The 24,250-nt window shown below is 56.2% G+C and carries 13 protein-coding genes and 5 pseudogenes; 8 read left to right on the forward strand and 10 right to left on the reverse strand.

The genetic code is table 11. The features are described 5' to 3' along the window. Positions 1-320: 320 nt before the first annotated feature. From ACYASU_RS24325 to ACYASU_RS24340, 4 genes and pseudogenes are all read left to right on the forward strand, one after another. Positions 321-716 carry a DUF305 domain-containing protein gene (locus ACYASU_RS24325; RefSeq protein ID WP_065990746.1) on the forward strand — a complete coding sequence of 132 codons (396 nt, stop codon included), beginning with the start codon at positions 321-323 and terminating at the stop codon, positions 714-716. A gap of 243 nt (positions 717-959) precedes the next feature. Continuing rightward, positions 960-1,715, forward strand: a complete 756-nt coding sequence (locus tag ACYASU_RS24330; protein WP_103359868.1) for a TraX family protein — start codon at positions 960-962, stop codon at positions 1,713-1,715. Positions 1,716-1,797: 82 nt separating this feature from the next. Further along, positions 1,798-1,966, forward strand: a pseudogene (locus tag ACYASU_RS24335) (cation efflux transmembrane domain-containing protein); the annotation flags it as partial. Between the two features lie 276 nt (positions 1,967-2,242). Beyond that, on the forward strand, positions 2,243-4,738 hold the full coding sequence (locus tag ACYASU_RS24340; protein WP_463584344.1) for a heavy metal translocating P-type ATPase: 2,496 nt from the start codon (positions 2,243-2,245) through the stop codon (positions 4,736-4,738). Positions 4,739-5,037: 299 nt separating this feature from the next. On the opposite strand, the pseudogene ACYASU_RS24345 reads toward ACYASU_RS24340, so the two are convergent. Continuing rightward, positions 5,038-5,535: pseudogene (locus tag ACYASU_RS24345) on the reverse strand (mercury(II) reductase); the annotation flags it as partial. Positions 5,536-5,870: 335 nt separating this feature from the next. On the opposite strand from ACYASU_RS24345, the pseudogene ACYASU_RS24350 reads away from it, so the two are divergent. After that, positions 5,871-6,251 (forward strand): annotated as a pseudogene (locus ACYASU_RS24350) (methyl-accepting chemotaxis protein); the annotation flags it as partial. 623 nt (positions 6,252-6,874) lie between these two features. After that, positions 6,875-9,706: a TrlF family AAA-like ATPase gene (locus ACYASU_RS24355; protein WP_103359871.1), complete on the forward strand. Its 2,832-nt coding sequence runs from the start codon at positions 6,875-6,877 to the stop codon at positions 9,704-9,706. 501 nt (positions 9,707-10,207) lie between these two features. Here ACYASU_RS24355 and ACYASU_RS24360 read toward each other — a convergent pair. Then, a complete protein-coding gene (locus tag ACYASU_RS24360) occupies positions 10,208-10,519 on the reverse strand; it encodes a hypothetical protein (protein ID WP_103359872.1) in 312 nt (103 codons plus the stop codon). Between the two features lie 559 nt (positions 10,520-11,078). Here ACYASU_RS24360 and ACYASU_RS24365 point away from each other — a divergent pair. Next, positions 11,079-12,513 (forward strand): annotated as a pseudogene (locus ACYASU_RS24365) (IS1182 family transposase). 207 nt (positions 12,514-12,720) lie between these two features. Here ACYASU_RS24365 and ACYASU_RS24370 read toward each other — a convergent pair. From ACYASU_RS24370 to ACYASU_RS24400, 7 genes and pseudogenes are all read right to left on the reverse strand, one after another. Beyond that, positions 12,721-13,203, reverse strand: a pseudogene (locus ACYASU_RS24370) (pyruvate kinase); the annotation flags it as partial. Between the two features lie 90 nt (positions 13,204-13,293). Beyond that, the gene (locus ACYASU_RS24375; protein WP_103359873.1) at positions 13,294-14,103 is read right to left on the reverse strand and encodes an amidohydrolase family protein; all 810 of its coding nucleotides are present in this window, start codon (positions 14,101-14,103) and stop codon (positions 13,294-13,296) included. Between the two features lie 18 nt (positions 14,104-14,121). Beyond that, positions 14,122-15,126, reverse strand: coding sequence for an NAD(P)-dependent oxidoreductase (locus tag ACYASU_RS24380; RefSeq protein WP_103359874.1), 1,005 nt, complete (start codon positions 15,124-15,126; stop codon positions 14,122-14,124). A 2-nt stretch (positions 15,127-15,128) separates the two neighbouring features. Next, on the reverse strand, positions 15,129-16,181 hold the full coding sequence (locus ACYASU_RS24385) for a LacI family DNA-binding transcriptional regulator (RefSeq protein ID WP_103359875.1): 1,053 nt from the start codon (positions 16,179-16,181) through the stop codon (positions 15,129-15,131). Positions 16,182-16,187: 6 nt separating this feature from the next. After that, a complete protein-coding gene (locus ACYASU_RS24390; RefSeq protein WP_103359876.1) occupies positions 16,188-18,131 on the reverse strand; it encodes a TRAP transporter large permease in 1,944 nt (647 codons plus the stop codon). A 49-nt stretch (positions 18,132-18,180) separates the two neighbouring features. Continuing rightward, positions 18,181-19,197 carry a TRAP transporter substrate-binding protein gene (locus ACYASU_RS24395; protein ID WP_103359877.1) on the reverse strand — a complete coding sequence of 339 codons (1,017 nt, stop codon included), beginning with the start codon at positions 19,195-19,197 and terminating at the stop codon, positions 18,181-18,183. Positions 19,198-19,944: 747 nt separating this feature from the next. Beyond that, entirely contained in the window at positions 19,945-20,442 is a 498-nt protein-coding gene (locus ACYASU_RS24400; RefSeq protein ID WP_103359878.1) for an HAD domain-containing protein, read from the reverse strand. Between the two features lie 371 nt (positions 20,443-20,813). On the opposite strand from ACYASU_RS24400, the gene ACYASU_RS24405 reads away from it, so the two are divergent. After that, on the forward strand, positions 20,814-22,499 hold the full coding sequence (locus tag ACYASU_RS24405; protein ID WP_103359879.1) for a TniQ family protein: 1,686 nt from the start codon (positions 20,814-20,816) through the stop codon (positions 22,497-22,499). A 46-nt stretch (positions 22,500-22,545) separates the two neighbouring features. Here ACYASU_RS24405 and ACYASU_RS24410 read toward each other — a convergent pair whose 3' ends face one another. Further along, positions 22,546-24,237, reverse strand: a complete 1,692-nt coding sequence (locus tag ACYASU_RS24410) for a TnsD family Tn7-like transposition protein (protein WP_103359880.1) — start codon at positions 24,235-24,237, stop codon at positions 22,546-22,548. Positions 24,238-24,250: the final 13 nt, after the last annotated feature.

Below are 24,250 nucleotides of genomic sequence, written 5' to 3' on the forward strand. Positions count from 1 at the left end.
TACATTTATGAAAGCTTCAACAGGCTCCTTGGAACGCATTAACGCCACAGCGTTGGAGACATTTGACCGCTGGTGCCGGCGACCAAGTCTTTCGAGATTATAAAGCCATCGCTTCCGACCTGTGATACCGAAGCTGCACAATGGGTAGTTACTCGTGATGTGAGCCGACTTACGCAGTGCTTGGTGCGCAAGCATTGGGCGGCCACGTTAAAAAAACCCGCCTCGAATGGCACCTGCTCTGATTTTCTTTGACTAAGGTAAGTGAACAGGTCTTTAGTCACGGTCCTGTACTGACAGCCAAAAAGCTCTGAGGTAGACCAATGATCAAGAAATTTCTCGCTTGCACTTCGCTTGGAACCGTTCTTTTTGCGGGCCTTGTGCCGTTGTCGTTCGCAGCTAACAACGACGCTCACTCGGCTTACACTGAGAAAAATAGCCAGAACAAGGCCGCTTCGTCCGCCATGAGCGGAGCAGCATCGGACGAATATGAAAAGGCAATGCAAAAGATGAACCAAGGGATGATGAAAGGCATGACTTCTGACCCATCGGAAAGCTGGGCCAGGATGATGGTCGAGCATCATCAAGGCGCTATCGATATGTCCCAAATCGTGTTAAAGAATACAGACGATCCAACGATCAAACAGATGGCAGAGAAAACCATCAAAGACCAAACCGCAGACGTCGCGAAACTGAAAGCCTGGCTCAGCAAACACTAGTCTTGGCCGGCAAGGTCAACATACTGGTACGCTATAGCGGCGCCAGACGGCGCCGCTCCTCAAAATACGTTGCTTAGCTGTGGGTCTCGACTTAGAAACTTCCTAATTCATTGTCCGGCAGTCACGATAAGCGAAGTGCGGCTACAGACCTCAAGGGGATGAGAGTACGCGGCCCGTTCCGGATATAGCGCATGCCGCTGGACATGGCACGAGAGGCGCTCATTGGTCCGTGGAAGGAACTATATGGCGGAGCAGCACTTTAGCAAAAAGCTTCCCACAAGCCAGCGCGAAGGCGGCCTTGATTTGGTCAAATGGCTTGCATTGGTTACCATGGTGATCGATCACTTACGTATGGTCCTGCCAAATCTCACCGACCTTTTCATCCCTGGGCGCCTTTCGTTTCCGCTCTTCTGTCTCGTTATTGGTGCAAACGTCGCCCGCTCTACGAAGGGCGAATTCGCGACAAAGGCTAATGGGCGTTATTTAGGACTCATGCTGGCCTTTTCCGCTATCTCGGAGGTGCCCTACCGCTATTTCGAAATCGCTCAGACTTTCAACGTAATGCCTACCCTCACGTTGGGATTGGTAATAGCTTGGGGGGTTCATCACCGATGCCTATCCAGCGGTTTCTTGGCTATCGTAGGCTTGGCTGCAGCCATTCTGCTACATACGCCCTTGATGTATGGATTCTGGGGATGCCTTATCCCTGCAGCTACACTAATCGCGATTCAGAAGAAGGCCGGCTTGTTTTGGCTCTTACCGGCCGTTTTATGCGTGGTCGTCAATACGCGGGGGACTGCTTGGACTCGCGCCATGAATATGGAAGTTTCTTCAATCATGGCTTTACTCGTAGCTTTAGCTGCGCCGCTGATCGGGCTTTGGCTTCTCCGTCGGAAAACAACCACCAAATTATGGCCGGTTACGGCTTGGAGTTATTGGTTTTATCCGCTGCACATTGTAGCGCTTCAAGGGCTAGGCCACCTCTATCCAAACGCCTGAGGCTTTTGCAGCGATTATGGCAGCCGCCGGCCATACATTAATTCAGAAAACCAGTTGAGTACTTGCAGGCCAAGGGCGCCCATGGGTTGTCACTCCTACTGTCTTGATGATGGTCGCTGATAGGCGCTGGCTACGTTACCGGATCGATGGCCCTATTGGCTGATGGGTTCCATATGGCAACGTACGCTGGTGCATTGGGGATTGCAGCGACTGCCTACGCCTTTGCAAAGCGTCATGCCACCCGCGCTCGTTAAAAAATAGCGGCCCCGCTATCGAAGGGATTGTGAAGCGCAAGACGCGCTTGCCAGGAAAGTCAGATCAGCCTCACCCGTACGTAATTTAAAACCCGGTTTTTGCACTGTCCTTGACAACCTCGGACACATTGTCAGTTTGCACCCATACGGCTCAGCCTCCACCTCTGCGTGCGTCCGTAAGACTGCGTCGCGAGTTTGACCTAAGTCCTTGACTTTCCCACGATGAAAAGGTTTACGGTGCCAGTATGTTGAAGGCAATGTAAAGGACCAAACATGAGCATTTCAAACAAAGCAATGTCTGGTACCAGCGCAGCACCCATCAGTCTGCCGATCGAAGGAATGACCTGTGTTTCCTGTGTCGGACGCGTAGAGGCGGCGCTTGGAAACGTCCAAGGTGTCGGCAGCGTCGTGGTTAACCTCGCGACGGAACGGGCGGAAGTACGGGCGAGCGGAAGCGGCCCGGTCGACCGTGCTGCCTTGGTCCAGGCAATCGAGAAAGCAGGATACGTTGTTCCTGCGCAGACAATCGAACTGTCTGTCGAAGGCATGACATGCGCATCGTGCGTCGGGCGAGTCGAGCGTGCGCTTCAGGCCGTGCCGGGCGTGAGCCAGGCTACGGTGAACCTGGCGACCGAGCGTGCGACGGTACGCGGCGTGGCGGCGCTTGATGCGCTGCTGGCAGCAATCGAGAAGGCCGGCTATGAAGCCCGCAGCCTTGACGCTAATGTTCGCTCCGGCGATGACGAGGCCGAAGCAAGGAAGGATGCGGAACGATCGGCGCTCAAGCGCGACCTGCTGCTCGCCACAGCGCTCGCGCTGCCGGTCTTCATTCTCGAGATGGGCTCGCACCTGATTCCTCCCATGCACCATTGGGTCATGGAGAACATCGGTCAAGGGCCGAGCTGGTATCTGCAGTTCGTGCTGACAACCTTGGTGTTGCTCGTCCCAGGACGCCGTTTCTATACCAAAGGGTTTCCCGCACTGCTGCGGCTTGCGCCGGACATGAATTCGCTCGTGGCTGTCGGTACGTTGGCCGCGTATGCGTATTCGGTGGTCGCCACCTTCATGCCCGGCCTGCTGCCGGCCGGCACCGTGAACGTCTATTACGAAGCGGCGGCCGTGATCGTGGCACTGATCCTGCTGGGACGGTTTCTGGAGGCCCAGGCAAAGGGGCGCACATCGCAGGCAATCCAACGACTGGTCGGCCTGCAGGCAAAAATGGCCCACGTGGAACGCGGCGGCCGTGCAACCGACATTCCGATTGGCGACGTCGTCGCCGGCGATGTGGTTGAGGTACGTCCGGGCGAGCTTATTCCGGTCGACGGCGAGGTGATGGAGGGCGACAGTTACGTCGACGAATCCATGATTACCGGCGAACCTGTCCCGGTAAAAAAATCAAATGGAAGTGCCGTGGTAGGTGGCACCGTCAACCAGAAGGGCGCCTTTACCCTGCGGGCCACAGCCGTGGGTGGGCAAACGGTGCTCGCACAAATCATTCGCCTGGTGGAACAGGCACAGGGCTCCAAGTTGCCGATCCAGGCGGTGGTCGACAAGGTAACGATGTGGTTCGTGCCGGCAGTCATGGGGGCGGCCCTGGCCACCTTCCTGATCTGGCTCGCTTTCGGTCCGTCACCGGCGCTGAGCTTCGCCCTGGTGAACGCCGTGGCGGTACTCATTATCGCCTGCCCGTGCGCGATGGGGCTGGCGACGCCAACCTCGATCATGGTCGGTACTGGACGCGGGGCGGAGCTAGGCGTGCTTTTTCGTAAGGGCGAAGCATTGCAACTCCTGAAGGACGCGAAAGTGGTGGCGCTGGATAAAACCGGCACGCTGACTGAAGGACGGCCGGCCCTGACTGACTTGGAAGTTGACCCCACTTTCGAGCGTGCTCAGGTACTGGCAAGCATTGCAGCGGTAGAGTCGCGCTCCGAACATCCGATCGCGCGTGCAATCGTCGAGGCTGCTGAGAAAGAGGGCCTAATCCTCCCGGCGTTTACTGAGTTCGAATCCGTTACCGGAATGGGCGTGCGCGCCTTGGTGAACGACGTGCGCGTGGAAGTGGGGGCTGATCGGTACATGCGCTCGCTTGGCCTGAATGTAGCAGGCTTCGCGCAGACGGCGCAGAAGCTTGGCGAGGAAGGAAAATCTCCGCTGTATGCTGCAATCGATGGGCGCCTAGCCGCCGTTATTGCCGTGGCCGACCCTATCAAGGTGCACACGCCCGCTGCCATCGCTGCCTTGCACCGCCTGGGTTTGAAAGTCGCGATGATTACCGGCGATAACGAACGTACCGCCAAGGCGATCGCGTCACGTCTCGGAATTGACGAGGTTGTTGCTGAAGTCCTACCCGCGGGTAAAGTGGAGGCGATCCAGCGGCTCAGGGCCGAACACGGTTGCGTCGCGTTTGTAGGCGACGGCATCAACGACGCACCTGCGCTGGCCGAGGCTGACGTCGGCCTAGCGATCGGCACGGGTACCGATGTCGCGGTGGAAGCAGCGGACGTGGTGCTCATGTCGGGCAGTCTTCAGGGCGTCCCCAATGCTATCGCCCTGTCGAAAGCGACCATCGGCAACATCCGCCAAAATCTGTTCTGGGCCTTTGCCTATAACACGGCCCTGATCCCGGTGGCGGCAGGCATGCTGTATCCCGCGTATGGCGTGTTGCTGTCGCCGGTATTCGCCGCCGGCGCGATGGCATTGTCCAGCGTTTTCGTGCTTGCCAACGCGTTGCGACTGCGCGGCTTTCAACCAGCATTGAAAGACGAATGAGATGGAGGAGTTGACATGAATATTGGTGAAGCATTGCAAGAGTCTGGTGTCTCGGCAAAATGATTCGCTACTACGAGTTGATTTCGTGTGCGGCGCGCAGAGAGTCTGGCTATCGGGCATACGCCTTGAGCGACGTACATCCGTCTGCGCTTCATCCGGCGTGCACGGGACCTCGGCTTCTCGATAATGGAAATCGGTGAACTGCTCAGCCTGTGGAATGACCGGTAGCGGCAAGTTCCTATGTCAAACGCCTTGCGCAAGCGCAGATTGCTGACCTGAAATAGCGGATCAGAAATCCGCGCCAGATGGCGAAGACGTTGCAACAGCTGATCGCTTGATGCGCAGAAGCCCTCTACCATCGTCAGGCTAGGGAACAACTGGTTAGTTAATTCTCGCACAGTCATACGGCGGCGAATTGCCAGCCCGGCCGTTTGAATTAACTTGTCAGCTTCCGGAGCCGCAGCTTGTACGGCGATCAGTTGCCCGGTGGTGGCGTCAACCACGAGTTTAATAAAGCCGTGTGTGTCGAAGTTCACGAGCGCGCGCGGCACATCCCCAGGCTGAGGATGTGACTGTCCGTCTCGATACCAGCTTGGTGCGCTTGCCCCTCGCTCTAGCCGAATGCCGCGACCTGCCGGTCAGTAAAGACCACTGCTGGCATAGCGTTAAGGTCGAGCGCCGCTTTACCGCCCGTCATATGATTGCCGCCCGGATCCCAGCTGCGCCGCAACGTATCCAAATTGTGGCTAGTCGGTGGAGTCGCCAGCAGCGTAAATGTTATGCAAGCTCGCCCGCAGTTATGTGAGCCGGATGGCTCCGCCATTCGCAGTTATTTGACCTGCTTACCAAAGGTCACCCGGCTGGAGCGATCCAGGGTCTGCCAGACTTCTGGGCCGATGATCTGCGGGATCTCGAACTCCATGTTCTCCGGCACCAGGTGTCGGCATGCGGAAACGGCCTTTCGCAGTGCTCCAGTGCTTGGCTTTCCATGCAGTCAGTACACAGGACCCTTCCAGCAACGATCATGCATCGAACGTTCCAGTTCTCAATCGCGACTTCGTTCTCCATATTCCGTGCTCTTCCTGCTGCCTAGATGAAGAGCTGACGATACGTGCGTGAGAGTCCCATGGATATCCGCTCGGGCGCCGAGCAGACCAACCTGCTGGCTCTCAACGCTGCCATCGCGTCTGCGCGCGCAGGCGACACAGGTCGAGACTTTGCAGCGGTTGCCGAAGAAGTTCGGGCTCTAGCTCAGCGCTCTGGTAAGAGCACCCGCGAAATCGAAAGCATGATTAGCAGAATCCAGCAGGGCACAGCCCAAACCTATGCGAAGAAGGCCGGGATTGAGGTCGACGGCACAGGCGTCCTCGGACCCAGAGCAACCGCAGCCTCCAATGCTTGGGAGCATGGGGCCGATATCGCCAAGGTCGAGGCTTGGCTGGGTCATGCCAACATCAGCACCACCAAAATCCATGATCGGCGAGAGAACAGCCCAGCGGACTCACCCACCTAAATGGTGAAATACTAACAGAAGGGATCGAGGGGTAAGCGGCAGCTTACCCCCGCGCATTGTCGAGAAATGTGGTGCAACGCTACCCAAGGATGATGGCCTTCCACGTCGCTGGCTGGACAGGTATCGGCGTGTAGGAAGGGGGCTTGGCAGTCTTCCAGTGCTTGGCTTTCCATGCAGCCAGTGCATACAACACGTCCAGTAACGATCAACCATCGACCGTTCCATTCCTCAACACTTCGTTCGACGTCCAAAATTAGATTCCTCAGCGCGCATCTCGCAGAGCTGAAGTTACTGCTGGGAGAACCGAATTGAAACGCTCGAAAGCATACCCTTGTTTGCGGGTAGCTCAGGCGTACCGATCCAAAGAGCTTCTTCGTGTTCTCCTTGGCCTATCGGTAGACCGGGCGGTGAAGGGGAATACCCTGCCTACACATCCAGTTCTTTCCCAGCAACCACGCAATGTCCCTTAGCTGCTCAATTGTCAGATCGTATTCTCGACAACGAGCTGAATCATGTAGCCGGATCGGACGATTGAGCGATACGATTGCGGCAAAGTGCTATCTGTAACTGGACACGAGCACTACCGGTAGTAAGCCGTTAAGGATGGCCAACAAGGAGAGAACATGAGTCAGCTTTGGCCATACGCCGGCGCCCGCTGGTGGAAATTCGATTTTCATACGCATACCCCGGCATCCAAGGATACGACTGCCTGGCAAGCTGCGATTGGCACCCCTAATGAGCTGACCCCAGAAAAATGGCTGCTTAAATACATGGCCGCCGAAATTGACTGTGTGGCGGTCACTGATCACAACAGCGGTGAGTGGGTAGACAGCCTCAAAATCTCTTACACAGACATGAAGAGTCTGGCAGATGCCGGTAGCCCGCCCGAGGGCTTCCGCGAATTACATTTATTCCCTGGTGTGGAGATATCTGTTCAGGGCGGCTTCCATCTACTGGCCATTTTTGACCCATCCGCTTCCAGCCAAACCATCAGTGATTTGCTAGCTAAAGTGCATTATGCAGGTACGCGTGGCGACAGTGACGGTGTGACACGTGAGGGCGCTGCGAGGGTGATTGAGCATGTCATCGCCGAAGGTGGTCTAGCGATTCCTGCTCATGCGGAAGGCGAAAAGGGCCTGCTGCAGGTTGAAACGGGTACCCGCAAATGTTTACTGGATACGAACACCGTCAAGCAAGTTCTTCAAGAGCCAGGCATCTTAGCGATTGAGTGGACTTCAGGAAGCAGCACGCCTCCCAAAATGCTCGATGAGCTGAAACTACGCTTTGCCAGCGTAGTCGGAAGCGATTGCCACAGTTTCAAAGGTTCAGCGGTCCCGGGCTCGCGCTTCACCTGGGTGAAAATGGCTAAACCCACCATGGAAGGACTCAGATTGGCGCTGCTGGATGGACAGGACGTTTCCGTCCGCCGAAGTGATCAGTGCAGTGGGTTTGCACCATTCAAGACCCCCGAGCACTTCATTGAGTCCATTGAAATCCGAAATGCACGTTACATGGGCCGAGGTAAAGCAGGGGTCTCTCTACCTCTCAACCCATACTTCAATGCAGTGATAGGTGGTCGAGGAACAGGAAAATCCACCATCGTGCACGCCCTTCGTTTGGCATATCGGAGAGAGAAGGAACTGTCGCAATTATCCGAGGCTGGACAAACTTTTAGCAAGTTTAACGCTGTCGCGAAGACCAAGAATGACAATGGCGGCCTACTCGACGACACAGCAGTTCGTGTAAAAGTTCTTCGAGATGGTTGGCCATATCGACTTAACTGGCGAAAGGATGACACTGAAAACGCTGTGGAAGAATGGGACATCTTCTCTACCGACTTCATGCTCTCGGACAGTCAGGTCATCAATGATCAGCGCTTTCCGGTAAGGCTTTTTAGTCAGGGCCAGATTGCCGCCTTGGCCGGCGACAGTCAGCAGGCGTTACTCAAGGTAATCGATGATGCCGCTGACACGCGTTTACAGCGGTCTGCACATGAGGAAGCAGTAAGCGCTTTTCTGGCGTCCCGAGCTCGCATGCGCGAGATGGAAGGAAGATTATCAGGGCTCGATTCCTTGACGCTCGCACTGCAGGACATTAAGAGAAAACTTGAGCGCTTCGAAGGTGCGGACCATACGGTCGTATTAAAAAACTACCAGCGCACGAGCCAGCAACATCGTGAGCTTGAACGTCAACTTAACACGGCGGCCGAGCTCGCCATTAATATGGAAAACGTTGCTGCCACTTTACAGCCGGAGGACCTGCAGTTAGGGCTATTTGAGGCCAATGATGACGCTCCGGCGCTGGCTTTCTTTGATGCGTTGAATGCCGGTATCGATCAGGCAAGGCAGGAGGTCGAAGCATCCGCTGCCAAATTGGCAACGCTTGGAAAAACGCTTAAGGATGAACTCGATTCATCGGCCTGGTTTACTCGAATCACTACTGCTACAGAAGCCTACCATCAGCTGAAAGAGAGCCTTCTGCAGCAGGGAGTCAATGACCCAAGCGAGTACGGCCGCTTGGTTCAAGAGGCACAGCGGCTGGATACTGAGCTGAGAAACTTGACCGCAGTGAAATCGCAACATGCTGAATTGCGCAGCACCGCGATGTCACAGCTAGAGCAAGTACAGGTAGTACGCCGGACAGTCAGCGACCGACGCAGGGAATTCCTGCAGGCCATTCTCCACGACAATCCGTACGTGAGGATCGAGCTCATTCCCTACAGCCAAGATACACATGCGATTGAACGATCGTTGCGTGAAGCCTTGGGCGTGCCAGACGGCAAATATGCGGATGACCTGTATCAGGAACAGCCGGGCTCTTCTGCAAAAGGACTCATTGCGGACCTAGTGGTTGCAGTCGAGCTACTCGGGGATACGTCCAGTTTCGAAGAATCGATGAAAGCTTTGAAGTCCCGACTAACCCAAGCGTGCCGTGGCAAGCCTGAGTTTGGCGGCTGGTTCAACAAGTTTCTGAAAGCTGAAGCCGAGAAACGACCCGAATACATGGACCACCTGCTGTGCTGGTTCCCTGAGGACGGTCTAAAGGTGGAATACAGTCGCAAAGGTAATGGCCGTGATTTCCAATCCATCAGTCAGGCCTCTGCGGGGCAGCGCGCAGCCGCCATGCTGGCATTTTTGCTAGCACATGGGGGTGAGCCCTTGGTGCTCGACCAGCCAGAGGATGACCTAGACAACCACCTGATCTATGGACTGGTTGTTCAGCAGATCCGATCTAACAAACAGCGCCGGCAGCTAATAATCGTAACTCACAACCCTAACATCGTAGTCAATGGCGACGCTGAGCTGATCCATGTGCTGGACTTCAACAACCAGTGCCATGTGAAGCAAACCGGTTCGCTACAGGAGCAAGATATGCGACAGGAGGTTTGCCAGGTAATGGAAGGGGGTGCCGAAGCCTTTGAGCGACGCTATCAACGCTTGGGGGGTGAGGTCTAAGATCAGGGATAAACATAGAGTCGCGCAATAGCTACGCCGGATCAGGCATCGGTCGCCTCTTACCAGCTTAAAAAATACATCATCAGCAATCATAGCCGGCTATCGCGCTTTGTACACTTTAGTGGAGACTGCCCATTATGTAGCGGTAGAGTTCTGCTATTGCCAGGCAAACCCGAGCAAAAGGTGCCTTTGGTGGGTCGTTGCAGTGAAAGCCCTTACGCGCACATGTTCAGCTGTGATCGTGTGCAGTTAACAGGCGGCTATCTCGGACCGCGCGAAGACTGATCACCTTGGAGGCGTGGTAGTCACGCAATACGCCTGTGCAGCAGTATCTGCCCGTTACTACTGTTCTAGGTCGACTGGCGTCGGTCGCCGTAGGCGCCTGTCGATCCTTTGCGGCCCTACGCGTCTGGCAATAGTCGGCCACAAGACGCGGGAGCGAGCACGGGCTCCGAACCTTCAGGCCGTGCGCTGATTATCCAGTCATGCCCTGCAAAACTCTTAGCTTCGGACGGCGTCGCCGAAGAAATCATCCTTTGCCACTAAACCAAAATCTTTTTCCACAAGCCCACCATTGTCGTCAAATAGGCTCTGGGTCCGCCGCTCTTGCTTTAGGTTGGCAATCGCCTGAAAGAAGCAGCCCTCACAAAGGTGTACCTCGTAGCGCTCGCCATCGTGCTTCGTTCCGTACCCCCAGAGCGCTTGGAGAGTGGCGAACTGAAGACCGCCTTTCTGCACCCTTGTGGTGAGTTGGCAGACGTCGCATACAACATCTGTCACGGCTTCAATCTCGACTCTACCGGTAATCTTCATCACGACCTCCTAATGGCGCTCACCGAACGTCTAGAATGCACAGTCTATCCGTAACACGCCCGAATCGCTGTGTGTGGCCTTGCCAGCCAGCTTTAATAGCGGCCTCTGCGTTGCTCGTGTCGTCTATCACGACCGGTGGCTCTCGCCGCATAGCAGTCCTTCGCGTCAGGGGCAGTCGGCAGTCGGCCATCAACGGTCGGGGGGCTTTAGGCTTGCGGCCGAAATGGCCAGAGAGATAACGACCCGCTAGCGATGTATAGCGATGTATAGCGATGTATAGCGATGTATAGCGACAGATAGTGACGGATAGCAAGTTTGGCAGGGCTCTCTAGAGCTGCACCTAGACCGGCGACCGCAATGATACGTGTTTAAGAAGGGCTAACGCCCATACCTTGTTTCGACCGTGGATGGCTGCAATGCTCAGTAGATTGCAGCCCTGCGCAACAAGTACCTTCCACCCGGTTGCAGCTCGCGATGAACGGCAGCTTCGGGTCCAGGCTGTGTGAAAACGCCAATGATTGTCTAACCTTCTGATCGTCTAGATCGTATCGGGGCGATCATGAAGCGATTCATTGAGGGCGAGACTCGGACGCAGGTGACGCTGCTGCCGGAGAGCCTGGACGACTACGTAACCGAAGAAAATTCAGTCCAAGTGGTCGACGTTTTCGTCGATGAACTCGACCTGGTCGCACTTGGTTTTGAGGGTGCGGAGCCTGCCGCAACTGGTCGTCCGGCCTACCATCCAGCGGTGTTGCTGAAGATCTATATCTCTGGCTACCTCAATCGGATTCAGTCCAGCCGCCGGCTTGAGCGTGAGTCCGAGCGCAACGTCGAGTTAATGTGGCTAACCGGGCGTTTGGCTCCGGACTTCAAAACCATTGCCGACTTTCGCAAAGACAACGGCAAAGCCATTCGCAGCGTCTGCCGACAATTCGTAGTTCTTTGTCGCAACCTCAATCTCTTTTCCCAATCGATCATCGCCATCGACGGCAGCAAATTCAAAGCCGTCAATAGTCGCGACCGCAACTTCACCCAGGGCAAAGTGAAGGCACACATGCAGCAGATCGAACAGAGTATTGATCGATATCTAGCGGCGATGGATTCGGCGGATCGGGCAACGCCCGAAGTGGCCGAGGCCAAAGCAGAGCGGCTGAAAGAAAAGATAGAAATGCTGAAAAAACAGATGCAAAAACTCAAGGAAATCGAGGCGCAGCTTCACGCAAGCCCAGACAAACAAATCTCCCTCACCGATCCTGACGCCCGCTCGATGGCCCGAGCGGCCGAGGCACCGGAACGGTTGGCTATAACGTACAAACAGCCGTCGACGAAAAGCACCATCTGATCATTGCCCATGAGGTGACCAACGTTGGCAATGACCGGGCGCAACTGAGCAATATGGCGAACCAAGCGCGTGGAGAAATCGAGGCTGAATCGCTTACGGTGGTGGTCGACCGAGGCTATTACAAAGGTCTGGAAATCCTTGCTTGCGAGCGAGCAAGCATCACTACCTTCGTACCGAAACCCCTGACATCTGGCAGCAAAGCGGAAGGCCGATTTGGCAAGCAGGACTTCATCTACATCGCTGCGTCAGACGAGTATAGGTGCCCTGCGGGACAGTTACTGACAAGGCGCCACTCAACGGTGGAAGACGGAATGCTACTGCACTGTTACTGGTACTCGGGTTGCCAGTCTTGCTCAATGCAAAAGCAATGTACGACGGGTAAGAAGCGCCGTGTGAAACGCTGGAACATGAGGCTGTAGTCGATGCGATGCAAGTTAGGCTAGAAACCAATCCAGAAATGATGAGGGTTCGTCGACAGACCATTGAACATCCTTTTGGAACGCTCAAGTTCTGGATGGGAAGTACCCATTTCCTGACCAAAACCCTGCCGAGGGTGAGCACTGAGATGAGCCTTCATGTGCTCGCCTACAACCTCAAACGAATGATGAGCATCTTCGGCATCGCAGGACTGCTTGAGGCGATCAGGGCTTGAACCCAGCCGCCTGGCCCACCAGTTAGAAGCCTTTTTGGGCCGCTGACGCGGCCTAAACGGCATTACGAACGTCTACGGAGCTGACTTAGGTAATTCGCGCTTCCGACTGCTGACTCCATAGTCAACCCTCGCCACTCTCACTTTTCGAGTTATTTAGCGCGTTTTCGCACAGCCTGGGTCGTTTGCAGCCCTTAATGACATGTAGCAATCGGCCTGTTGCACTAGACCGCGCTGCAGTAGCTCCTTGAATGCCGCTTGGCTGATCTTGTCGGCGGGCAGTGAGTCCGGGTCGAAAGCGATCGGGTAGACGTTGCGGAACATTGAGGTACGGACCTGGGTAGCGCGGTGCAGAGTCAGCGCGGAGATCGGTACATGCGAACGCAGACGCGACGTGATTAGCGGGGTGTAGCCACTTTCGGTGAGCGCGATGATCGCCCTGACGCTTTAGAAATGGTTTGCCGTATACCTAGCCGCCAAGGCAATGCTTCGTCGCAACGCTCGAAGCGGGTGTACAGGCGGCGGCTTAGAATTTTGATTGGTCGGGTACTTTTCCGCACCCAGGCAGGCTCGCACCATGGCTCAAACGGCTTCGATAGGGTATGCGCCTGCGGCACTTCCAGCGGAGAGCATCACCGCGTCGGAGTTGTCGAGCACAGCGCTGGCCATATCCGACACTTCAGCACGGGTTGGTGGACATAGACAGGGGCGGCAGCTTATGCCCCCACACGTCACAGCCCCGATAGCCAGCAGAGCGAAAGATCGGCCATCGCATCCTCGCTGTCAGTCCCCAAAGCCATAGAGTTCGGCCGGGTTGTCCACCAGAATCTGTCGGCGTACCTCAGTCTCCGGGGCCCAGTAGGAAAGCAGCTCTAGCATCGCGCCATTCTCCGGTTGCGGGTTGCGCCCCGGATGCGGCCAGTTACTTGCCCACAGGCAGCGCTGCGGGTTCGCCTCGACAAGCGTCCTGGCCAGCACGCTGACGTCGTCATAGTGCGGCGCGCCGACCTTCGAGGTTTCATAAGGCGCCGAAACCTTGACCCAGGTATTGCCGCCATCGAGCAACCGCAGCAGTGTCTTGAACCCAGCGTGATTGACTGGCACCGGCTCGAGAAACTTGCCGGTGTGGTCGATGCTCAACTTGCTTGGCATTGCCTTTAAACGCGCTTCGTACTCCGCCATTTCTCGACCATCGAGCTGCAGATTGATGACCCACCCCAAGTCGGCAATGCGCGAGGAAACTGTCTCCAGTGAATCCCAGCCCAACGCTCCGCCACCACCGGGGACCAGCATGAAACGCACGCCGCGCACGCCCTGCTCATGCAAACGCAGTATTTCACTCCAGGGCGCGTCCGGGTGGACCACGGCGATGCCCCGAGCCGCCTTGCCGGCTTGCGCCAGGGCTTCTAGGAGACACGCGTTATCGAAGCCGTAACCATTGGCCTGCACCAGCACTGCTCGCTGTAAACCAAGGTCTTGCTGGACCTGCTGATAGTCGCTCCAGCTGGCAGGTGCTATCTGCTGCGCCAGAGGAAAACGCAAAGGCTCATAGACATGCACATGGCAGTCGGTGGCATTTGTAGGCTGGGTCATCGTCGGGGATACTCCGGTTTATTGTTGTTGAAGGCCGAAGACGTCTCGGGCGCGCGCGGCCTGGCTCAGGTTCACAGCGCCTTGGGGCACCCGTCCTTCGAGCAGTGCCTGAACCTGGCATACGGTGTCCAGCGCCTGATGCTCACTGGCCTGGGGCGTCAGCCCGCCGATGTGCGGGCTGGCGATGACCTTCGGGTGCGCCGCCAGCGCCGGGCTGGGCATCTGGTCCGCGGCCCGGCCGACGTCTAGCGCGCAACCGGCGATCAGTCCCTGGTCCAGGGCCTGCAGCAACGCCTGCTCATCCACCAGTTCGCCACGGGAGGCATTGATGAAAAACGTGTCCCGGCGCATCCCAGCAAAAGCCCTGTGGCCGAACAGGTTGTGGGTTTGCTCCAAGGCCGGCGCCAGACACACCACGTAATCGGAGGCACTGACCACCTCCTCGAACGACACCTGTTCGATGGCTGGCTCGTTGATTTCCACTAGCGGATCGTTGACCAGCACGCGCATCTGCAGCAGCCGGGCGATGTCGGCCAGACGCTGGCCAATGAACCCATAGCCGATAATCCCCAGCGTCGCACCGCGCAGCTCGCGGCCCATGAGGATGCGTGGCGTCTTGCCCTGCCAATAGTCGGCGGCAGCACGGCTGATACCGCGAGCCAGATCGATCATCACGCCGATCACCCACTCGCTGACCGAGGTGTCGAAACCCGGCGTGGCGCGGGTCACCAGCACGCCGTGACGGTTAGCCGCCTCGACATCGATGTTGCGTATGTCCACCGCCACCCGACAGATCGCTGCCAACTGCGGCAGGCGCTCGAACAGCTCCGCCGGGGCGGCGGCCTCACGGCTGGCAACGATAATCTGGCAGCCTTCGGCGCGCGCCACCAATTGATCAAGCGAGAGCAGACCAGGGGCATCGTTCAGACGCACATTGCCCAGCGCCTGCAACTGCTTGAGCGGGCGCTCGGGGTAATAGTTATCACGCACCTCAGGCGCGTGAGTCAGGAAAATATCGGTCATGCTCACGCTCTCTTGTCAGCGCCAGGTGGGGCCACGGAATGGCGGGAAATCAGCGTTGGTTGAAACACCAGATTGAGGGCCGGCTGTTGCCGGTCCCGGGAGCGCTCCACCGCGCGGCGGACCATCACCTCGGCCATCTCGGTCAGCGGCATGGCAACCGATGTCAGGCCGGGGTTGGTGAAGGCGGCGATGGACAAACCGTCCATGCCGACCAGCGAAATATCCTCGGGGACCCGCAGTCCGGCCTGATGCAGACCGGACATCAGGCCCATGGCGAGCATGTCGTTAACTGTCACGACCCCGGTCGGCCGGGGCTTCATGTCGGCCAGCTTGCCAGCCATTGCAAACCCCAGATCTGCCAGTTCGGAGTCACCGAAGGTGTAGGCGACAATGCCCTCGATCACCTCGGCACTGACCTGCGGGCCGGCCTGCTGGGCTCGCTCGAAAAAGCCTTGGATCTTGGCGCTACGGCTGACCGTCTTGCCGCTGGGCACCAGAAACGCCAGGCGTCGATGGCCGTGTTCGATCAAATGAGCGGCAGCGACGTAACCCGCCTGAAAGTTGTCCGGTGAAATGTGATCGACTTGCGAATCAGCCCCCACGGTGGTCTGACGGTCGTAGCTAACCACGGTGAGGCCGCTTTGGACCGCCGCCTCCAGGTGGCGCTCGTCATCGCGCGAAGAAACCACAATCACCGAGCGCACGCCGAACGACAGCAGATCGTCGAACATGCCGGCTTCCTGCTGTTTGTCCCGATGGGTGTTGCCGAGCAGCAACCTATAAGAAAACTGTGCTTGGGCGGCCGCCTCGATCTTCAGCGCGATCTGCCCGTACATCGGGTTGGCGGTAGAGGGCACCAGCAGCCCGAGCATCGGCGTGTGGCCGGTCTTGAGCTGGCGGGCCACGCGATTGGGCCGGTAATTGAGCTTGAGAATCGCCGCCTCGACACGGGCGAACGTGTCGGCGCCGAGCTTGTCTGCGCGTTGATTGAGCACGTTGGACACCGAGCTGACCGAAACACCCGCCAAAGCAGCTACATCATGAATCGTTGCCATGTTGCGTTAACCCATATTAAAAGTACGTGGCAGCCACAGAGAAATCGATGGCACCAAAACAATCAGAATCAGCATGACCACCAGCAAACAGAGGTACTTGAGCATCCGGCGCGAGACGTCTTCGACCCGCGTGCCAGTCATCGCGCAGGTGGCGAACAGCCCCAGACCGAACGGCGGCGAAAACAACCCCAAACCCATGGCGATGACGGCCACCGTGCCAAAGTGCAGAGGATTAACCCCCACCTGCACGGCAATGGGCACAAGCAGTGGCCCGAAGATAATCAGTGCCGGAGCGCCTTCCAGGACCGCGCCGAACACAATCATGATCAGCACCGAGGTGATCAAAAACGCCACTGGGCCATAGTTGTGCGCCAAAGCCAGCATGAAATCGGAAATGATCGACGGAATCTGCAGGATTGTCAGGGTAAACGCCACACTGGACGCCGCAGCGATGATGAACAGAATCCCTGCGGCCATGGAGGCCGAGCGCACGAAGAGCTTGGCGACGCCCCTGGGCGTCAGTTCGCGAAAGGTGATGCCGCCGACCAGCAAGGCGTAGACCACGGCAAACGCCGACACTTCGGTGGAGGTGGCCACCCCTGAGGTCACGCCCTTGCCGATCATCGCCACCATGGTCAACGCCACCAGCGCCCCGCCCAACAGGCGCAGCAACGGCGTGCGTTTGGGGAAGGCCAGATCTGGGTCGACCTTGCGCCCGAAGATCACCGCCATTGTCGCCAGCCCCATGGCCAGTACCACCGCCGGTACAATCCCGGCGAGGAACAGCCCGCCAATCGAGATATTGGCGACGAAACCCATGATGATCATATTGATGCAGGGAGGAATGGTTTCGGCCATCACGCCTGAGGCCGCCAGCACCGCTGCTGTCTCGGCCGGGTCTTGTTTGGTGCGCCTGACCGCCGGCACGACAATCCCGCCGACGGCGGCGATGTCTGCCAGTTTGGAGCCCGAGACACCGGAGAAAAACGCCGTGGCCAGGATCGCGATCAGATTCATCGAGCCTCTGACCCGACCGAACACCCGCACCAGCAATTCGATCAGGCGCGTGGACATCCCGTTGACCTCCATCACCAGGCCCGCCAAAACAAAGAACGGAATCGCCAGCAACACGAAATGGTCCATCCCGGCCATGACCTGTTGCGAGTAGATGACCATCGGCAACGTCGAATCGCCCATGAAGTACAACAGCGCGCACAGCGCCAGGACGAAGGCGATGGGCACGCCCACCAACAACCCGCAGATGAACCCGCCCAGCAGCAGACTCCAGGGTTGCAGCGCATAGGCTTCGAACTGGCTATTCCAGGCATAAATTCCCCCGCCGGCGACCAGGCAGCCGATCAGCGTCAGCCAGGTCATGCGCGTCGCGCCATTCAGCGCATTGGCGATGCCCACTACCGTCATCAGCAACGCGCCGAGGAACACCGGCAGCACGTTGAGCCATTGCGGCAAGCCCATGGGCGTGGCGACGTTGACCGAATCTTCGAGGAGCAACCAGGAAGAAAACGCCAGTCCCGCTGCGGTGCCCGCCACCAGCCAACCACCGATCTGATGTGCCGCCTGTTGCCAGGCTGCAGGCAACAACGCGCGAAAGAAGTCCACGTGTACATGTTGTTTGCGCGCCAGCACGGTGGCGCCGCCGAGGAATACCAGCATCACCATCAGGCCCCGTGCGACCTCCTCGGCCCAGTCCACCGGGTGATGCGCGAAGTAGCGCAGAATTACAGAAACGAACACCACCAGCACGTCCACCGCCAGCACCACCGCGCACAATCTTTCGATGAACGTGCAGAGCATTGCCAGCAAGCGACCGCTGCCCAGCTGAGCATTAAAACCCCAGTCCTTGACCGGGATCAGCTGGCCTGCGGCCTGTTCGGGATGATTCTGCAGTGTCTTATCCGCGACAGCGAGGGCGCTGGTGGATGAGTTCATGATGAGTGTCTCTTGTTGTTATAGGTCAAGGACAATGCACGGCGGCGGGTTACCCGCGGGCGGCATCAATGGCCGCCAGTACCGGCGCCATCGACGGATTGGTCTGGGTGAACGGCACCCACAACTTCTCACGCATGACTTTGCGAATGTTGTCGCGTTCGCCATCGGCCATGGGGAAAAAAGTCATGCCACCCTTGCCTAGCGCTGTGATGGCTTCTGCGCCCTTGACCGCCGCCGCTTTGCGCTGGTAGACGCTAGCTTCCTGTGCGGCCTGGACGAAAGCCGGCTGGAGGTCTGCCGGGATTTTCGCCAGCCCGCGCTTGCCTATCACCGCAATGCATGGGCTGAACAGATGGTTGGTCTGCCAGCTGTTGCGCACCACTTCATCGAGTTTGTTGGCCAGCACACTGGCGGCGTCATGCTCGAAGCCTTCGACCACCCCGGTCTGCACCGCGGTGTAGACCTCGTTGAAGGCGATCGGCGTCGGAATGGCGCCCATCAGCTTGAAGGTTTCGATGAAGGCCTGGGTTGGCAGCACCCGCAATTTGACGTTTTTGATGCTCTCCAGGTCCTTGATCGGTGGCTTGGTGTACACGCTGCGGGCACTGAAATGCGAACCCCAGCCTACCACCGTGCAACCGGTGCGCTCTTGCAGCAACTTGTTGTAGGTCTCGCCGACGCCGCTGTCCACAGAGCGAGCGACATGCTCGTAACTGTCGAACAGGAAACCCAGGTCCAGCAGCGCCAATTCAGGCAAGGCCGTGGCCCAAATCGAACTGCCGGTGACCATCATGTCGATCGACCCCAGGCGCACTTGCTGCACAACGTCAGCCTCCTTGCCGAGCTGGCCGTTGGGGAAAAAATCGATGCGAATGCGATCGCCCACCGACTCTTTGAGATTTTCCACGAGGCGTTGATAGAACAAATAGTGAGCTGAGTTATCGTCTGAAGTCATGGTCGACGACAGGCGCAATACTGGGGTAGCGGCACGAGCAAATGAAGGCAGGGTCAGCGCGGCGGCACTGAGGGCAGCGGACTGTACGAAACGGCGTCGGGTCAGTGACATGGCGATTTTTCTCTTGTTGTTGTTTTTGTCGAAACAATTCTACAGTTTGTAAAACGTTTTACTAAAACGTTTTACAAATATAGCCAGCGACGGAGATTTGGCAAGCAGGATCTTGGACGCGCACTACGATGCAACTTCAGCCGCGTGAGCCTGCTGAATGCACAAGCGCCTGACCAGGCGTGCGTTGAACAGCGGAGGCCTCACACACGCCCGATTCAAGCGGCATGGCCCTCTATGCAGTCATCGTTGGCGGCTGGATTTCCCAAGGCGCGAGGAGCATCGAATAGGAGAATCGGATACAGCGGCTCCGGAGGCCGCAATTGCTTTGCGCCGATCTCGCCAATCACCGCCTCGGTTCAGAGATTCTGAAGCTAGTGAAGACGTCCGTACCGTATGGCTCAGAGAGAACGCGAAGGTTTCCGCGACGGGCATTTCCCCGCCAGACGCTGCGCTCAATACCTCATCCCGGCTTAGGAGAAGTGGTTCATAGCCCCACGATTACAAACTGCAGCCACTTGTCCGCGCCGGGGAGTGGCAGCTTTCTGCCAAAAGCGGACAGTTGCACGAGTTTGCAGGCCGTGCTTAGAGCCTGAAGGCGTCTACAGAAGCACTTCAATTCAAACCGCTCGAGGAAGCAAAGAATGCCCCAGCTAAGCTTAGGGCTCATTCAGAGTAAGGCGGTCTATCGGGTTATGGGCCAAGCGGCAAAAAATGGTCACGGTAATACCGATGGGTCTCATGGGCAGATCAATGTGTCACTCGCCCTCGGGGGCCAAGCTTGCTCCGAAGCTCATTAATAGCGCGGTTCTCAGATAGCCCAAGGGTGGGATCAACGGCAACCAATCGATGACGATCAGCATCAGCCCATCCTTCTAAATCATCGTCAATCGCAATCCAATCACTGACCGCTGAACGGGCTACGTAGCGGATGATCTGGCCGTACCGAGAGGATTGGTCCCACCAATCCGCGTCCGCCCATCCAGTTGCCATCGAGCTGTGCCAAGTAGCCCCTACGACACGTTGCTGAATAAAAAGGGGCAACCGCTTTATCGCGCGAGAAAACCCGATATTCCGAACCCAACTGGTACTCAGCACGATCTGAACGTTGGGAAATTCTTGGAGCACCGTCTCAAGAAGGCTTGCCCACATGAACAGTTCACCCTCGTCGCGCAATTTCGGGCCTTTACGAGTTAAGAAAACCGCGTCAGGGTGAAGAACCCCATCAAAATCCAAAAAAAGGATCATCTTCCGCTCCTGTAGAGTCCGACACCAGCGTCACACCTCGGCACTTATACGGTGAAATCTTGGCCGACGAGGTAGGTTAGCTTAGATGGTACGAATAGCAGCTGAGAACGATCCGTAATATATCACGTACAGCGGCAGTGTATCGCAGCCATCTGAGCCTGCGGCGGAACGCGAAAGTTGTTTGGTATAATATCACTTTAAGATGCAAACTAACTTTTTTTGGTCTTAAATCTTTTTTTTTATAATAAATAGGACTAGGATGCCGACTTTAATCATCTCGATTCGACGTTATCGTTACATTAACATAAGAGTGCGTTCGCCAGATAAGTATGCGGCCCTGCACGAAAAAAAATACGAGTTAGAGCGAAAAAATGTCTTCTACTATCCTTTTTTTTCCATCTTCTCTCCCTGACGAGACATTGCCTTCTCGAATAGCTAGGTATCATATACTTTCTGGAAACAGAACCGAGAACGAAACCTTCAGAGACATTTTCGGCACCGCGCCATTCTCCCTAAACATCATCCCCAAGAGAATCGATGACATCGCATCTAGACTACCCGGCGATAAGGACGCCAACATGGAAGAGCTGTTGGCGTCAAACACCATACTGCCCGTTTACAAACCTTTTTTGGGTTTAGCCGAAAGCAGGGACGGGGTTATGGCTTCGGCGACCTGCCGGATCCCCCGCCGAGAAGTCAGCAATCATCGCATGGCAAAATTTTGCCTTGCTTGCGTACGCGCAGATTTAATAGAACAAGGCCACTCTTACTGGCACCGAGCACACCATATCCCTGGTATCACCGTATGCTGGCGTCACGGAGAGACACTGCTTCAGGCTTGCCCAAAATGCTCGCATCCTTTTTACAGGAGAAATAAACTGCTTCCCAACTTGGCAGCAGAGTGCGTATGTGGATGGAATCCACTGCTATCGAATCTATCTTTGCAAGGCTCAAAAATCGAACAAGACTTTGCATTTTTCTCGAAAACCCTTCTAGAACGGAATCTGCCAGCGATTAAAACTGAAATATTAGCCAGCAGTTATTCCCGCAAAAACAAAGAGCTCGGATACACCGCTGGAAAGCTGCAATCTAAAAAGAAGTTGCTGATTGGAGTAAAAAGTCATTTTGGTGAAGAGCTGTTGGCCAGAATTGATCATGCATATGGTCAAGGAAAATATCACCAATGGATCAGAATGACCGCCATTGGCGGCATGCTGGATATGCCTATCACTCGGCACCTGATCTTGGCATTTCATCTGTTCAAAACGGTGGATAACTTTGAAGAGCGCCTCGCACATGAGGCGTTGATCTTTCAAAGCGCCAAGAGAAAGCCTCGGTCCGAGCAGGAAAAGAATATATCATCAGTTGGTAAGCGCAAGCTGCATCGCCAGAAAGTTACCATAATCCTTAAGACTCGCTCGTCCGTCACTCTGGACTACTTGTGGGCAAATGCTTATCAAGCGACGTTATGGTTGGTCGCAAATGATAAGGTTTGGTTGAACGACGCCCTCATCAACGGAATGGTACCGAAGGCAGTCATTTCCCTTAAACCACATCGTCGTGATGAGGAGTATGCGAACTCGATTTCTAACGGTGTGGTCGATTTATTTCTCATTCGCCCTGGCCAACTACGGGTGAACATTACCAACATGCGACGATTGTCACCGGGGTGGCTGCCTGTTTGTCCTACAACGCGCAAGCAGCAGTTTCCTCTTGCATCGAATCAGCTAGAAGTTAATCTGGAGTCGTATTGGCACTTCCAGTTACGCCGAGTATTACTTGCGTTATCAGAAATGTCGAAATATAAGCTTCCTCCCAACCACACGGGTCGCGTACTAGTATCGTCTATCTCAAGTACTGTATGGGCTGCAGTAATCAGTCACTTCGAGTGGGATGTGGAGAAGGTGATTAAAACGCAGATCAATCCGGACGAGTTACTCAAGAGGACGGGGGTAACTCGTCAGTGGGAGGGACCACCAGGTCCACGTAAGGTAGTCGGAGGGCGTTCCTATGTTCCCTTAAAATCGAGGAAACTGCAGGACGTACTCGAAAACTGATTGTCAGGTCAGTTCTGTTTCAGAGCGGCCGGTCAGTGCATTAAAGCTATCCCATTCGGATGCTTGCCAGCCTGTAAAGCCTAGATTTAGTGACCCGGAGACCATCCAGCAGCAGTTGTTGCCTCGCCCAAGCGAGGCGACGACAGTGAAATTGCTGAAGACTCTCACAAACCTGATTCAGCGCCACAGCGCACATCGGTAACTTACCCAATTGCTTTTCAAACCTCGCCAGAGAGCCCAACTCCCGACCTAGCCTTGATCGGTTCACCCACACCGGCTTACTGGGGGAAGAGAAGAGTCTGTTCGCACAGCTGTGGATCTCAGCAGCCAAGGATGGATCGAGGTCAACGAATACAGAGCTTGGCTTGCGGCCCAATCTTCGCGAGCCGCTCGAATCGCAGTGTCCTGACAGCCAGTCGTGGTCATTTCTGTACAGCCACGCATAGTCAGCGCACTCATGAGCGAAACGGTCCTTATATTGGTGGCTAAAGCGCTTCCGACGAAGCTCTAGCGCTCTGTTAAACTTGGTCTCTTTCCAGCATTCTCGCCCACAGGGAGTCCCACGGATCGTTCGATAGATGGTGGCAAGCGAAACACCGCGCTTACCAGCAATTTCGCCCGCACTCATACCTTTCTGGGCATCCTTCCAAACCAGCCGCCGCAATCCGGAGAGTCTTCCCACGGCAGGGTGCACATGGAAGGGTAGATCACCGCAAACGCCGGTCACCGGCGTCGGTGATCGGCTGCCAATCAACTCCGCCTGACTTGAGCCAGCTGATGGTCTTAGGCCATCGATTAGTAAATCGCGGATATCAAGACCGAGAGCGTTCGTGAGAACGATGTACTTCAGCGGGTGATGGGAATGTCTGGGCTTTCTGAGGAGCTTAGTCACCCAAGTAGGAGCAGAACCCTGAGAATGCTCTGCAAGGATTTGGAACTCCCCGGAGTCGGGCAGCATGCCAAAATAGGTCTCAATGACCCTGGCCAACTGACTTAACCGCAGCCGATGACCCGGACTGGTAATACCAGAGTTAGCCGCAGCCCTCAGCATTGAACTGCGAATATTGATCGGGTCAAGAGGCGGGGCCAAAGCCTGAAGCAACCTATTTGAGCATCTGGCGAGGTGGAGCAACGTTGAACGTTTCAACGAGGGTATTTCGAGCGAATAGGCACACGAACCGACAGGGTCATCGTCGGGAAGCATCAGCCGTCTTCTGAATTGGCTGAAAACCCGATGCTCGACAACCCTGAGCGGCACCTCGTGAAAGGGACACATATAGACGCCCGGTAACTGATGAACTCGATGCCAATAAGCCGCTCCCAAATGGGCTCGGTCATGAGCGATGCAATGGGTACAGAACCGGGCACATGACGCATGTTCCAGCCTGCTGGCAATCAACCCCATGCTCAACTTCAGACCAGCGCCGGTGCCAAACTCCATTTGATAACGTGCTTGGTGAAGCTGGATTTCAGAGAGGAACGGCTGGTAATACGGCAGCAGCGTATGCTCCTCGACCATGCGCGCCACTGTTAGCCCAGTCCCATGCGGCAGTGCTTGTTCGAGCTCATTGAGTCGGCAAGGGAAAGGCACATTATCCGAAAAGGTCCCCTTCCATGGCGGCAATGCGACCACCTTGGCTGCCCCACAAAAACCTGAGAGACGAACATATCTAGACAGAACGCTATGCAGCGTCTCGTCAGGAAAAGGGTCAGGAAAGAAATGAAACCGATGTTCCATCTCGACCTCTTTG

The organism is Pseudomonas sp. HP_12 (genome assembly GCF_055283955.1).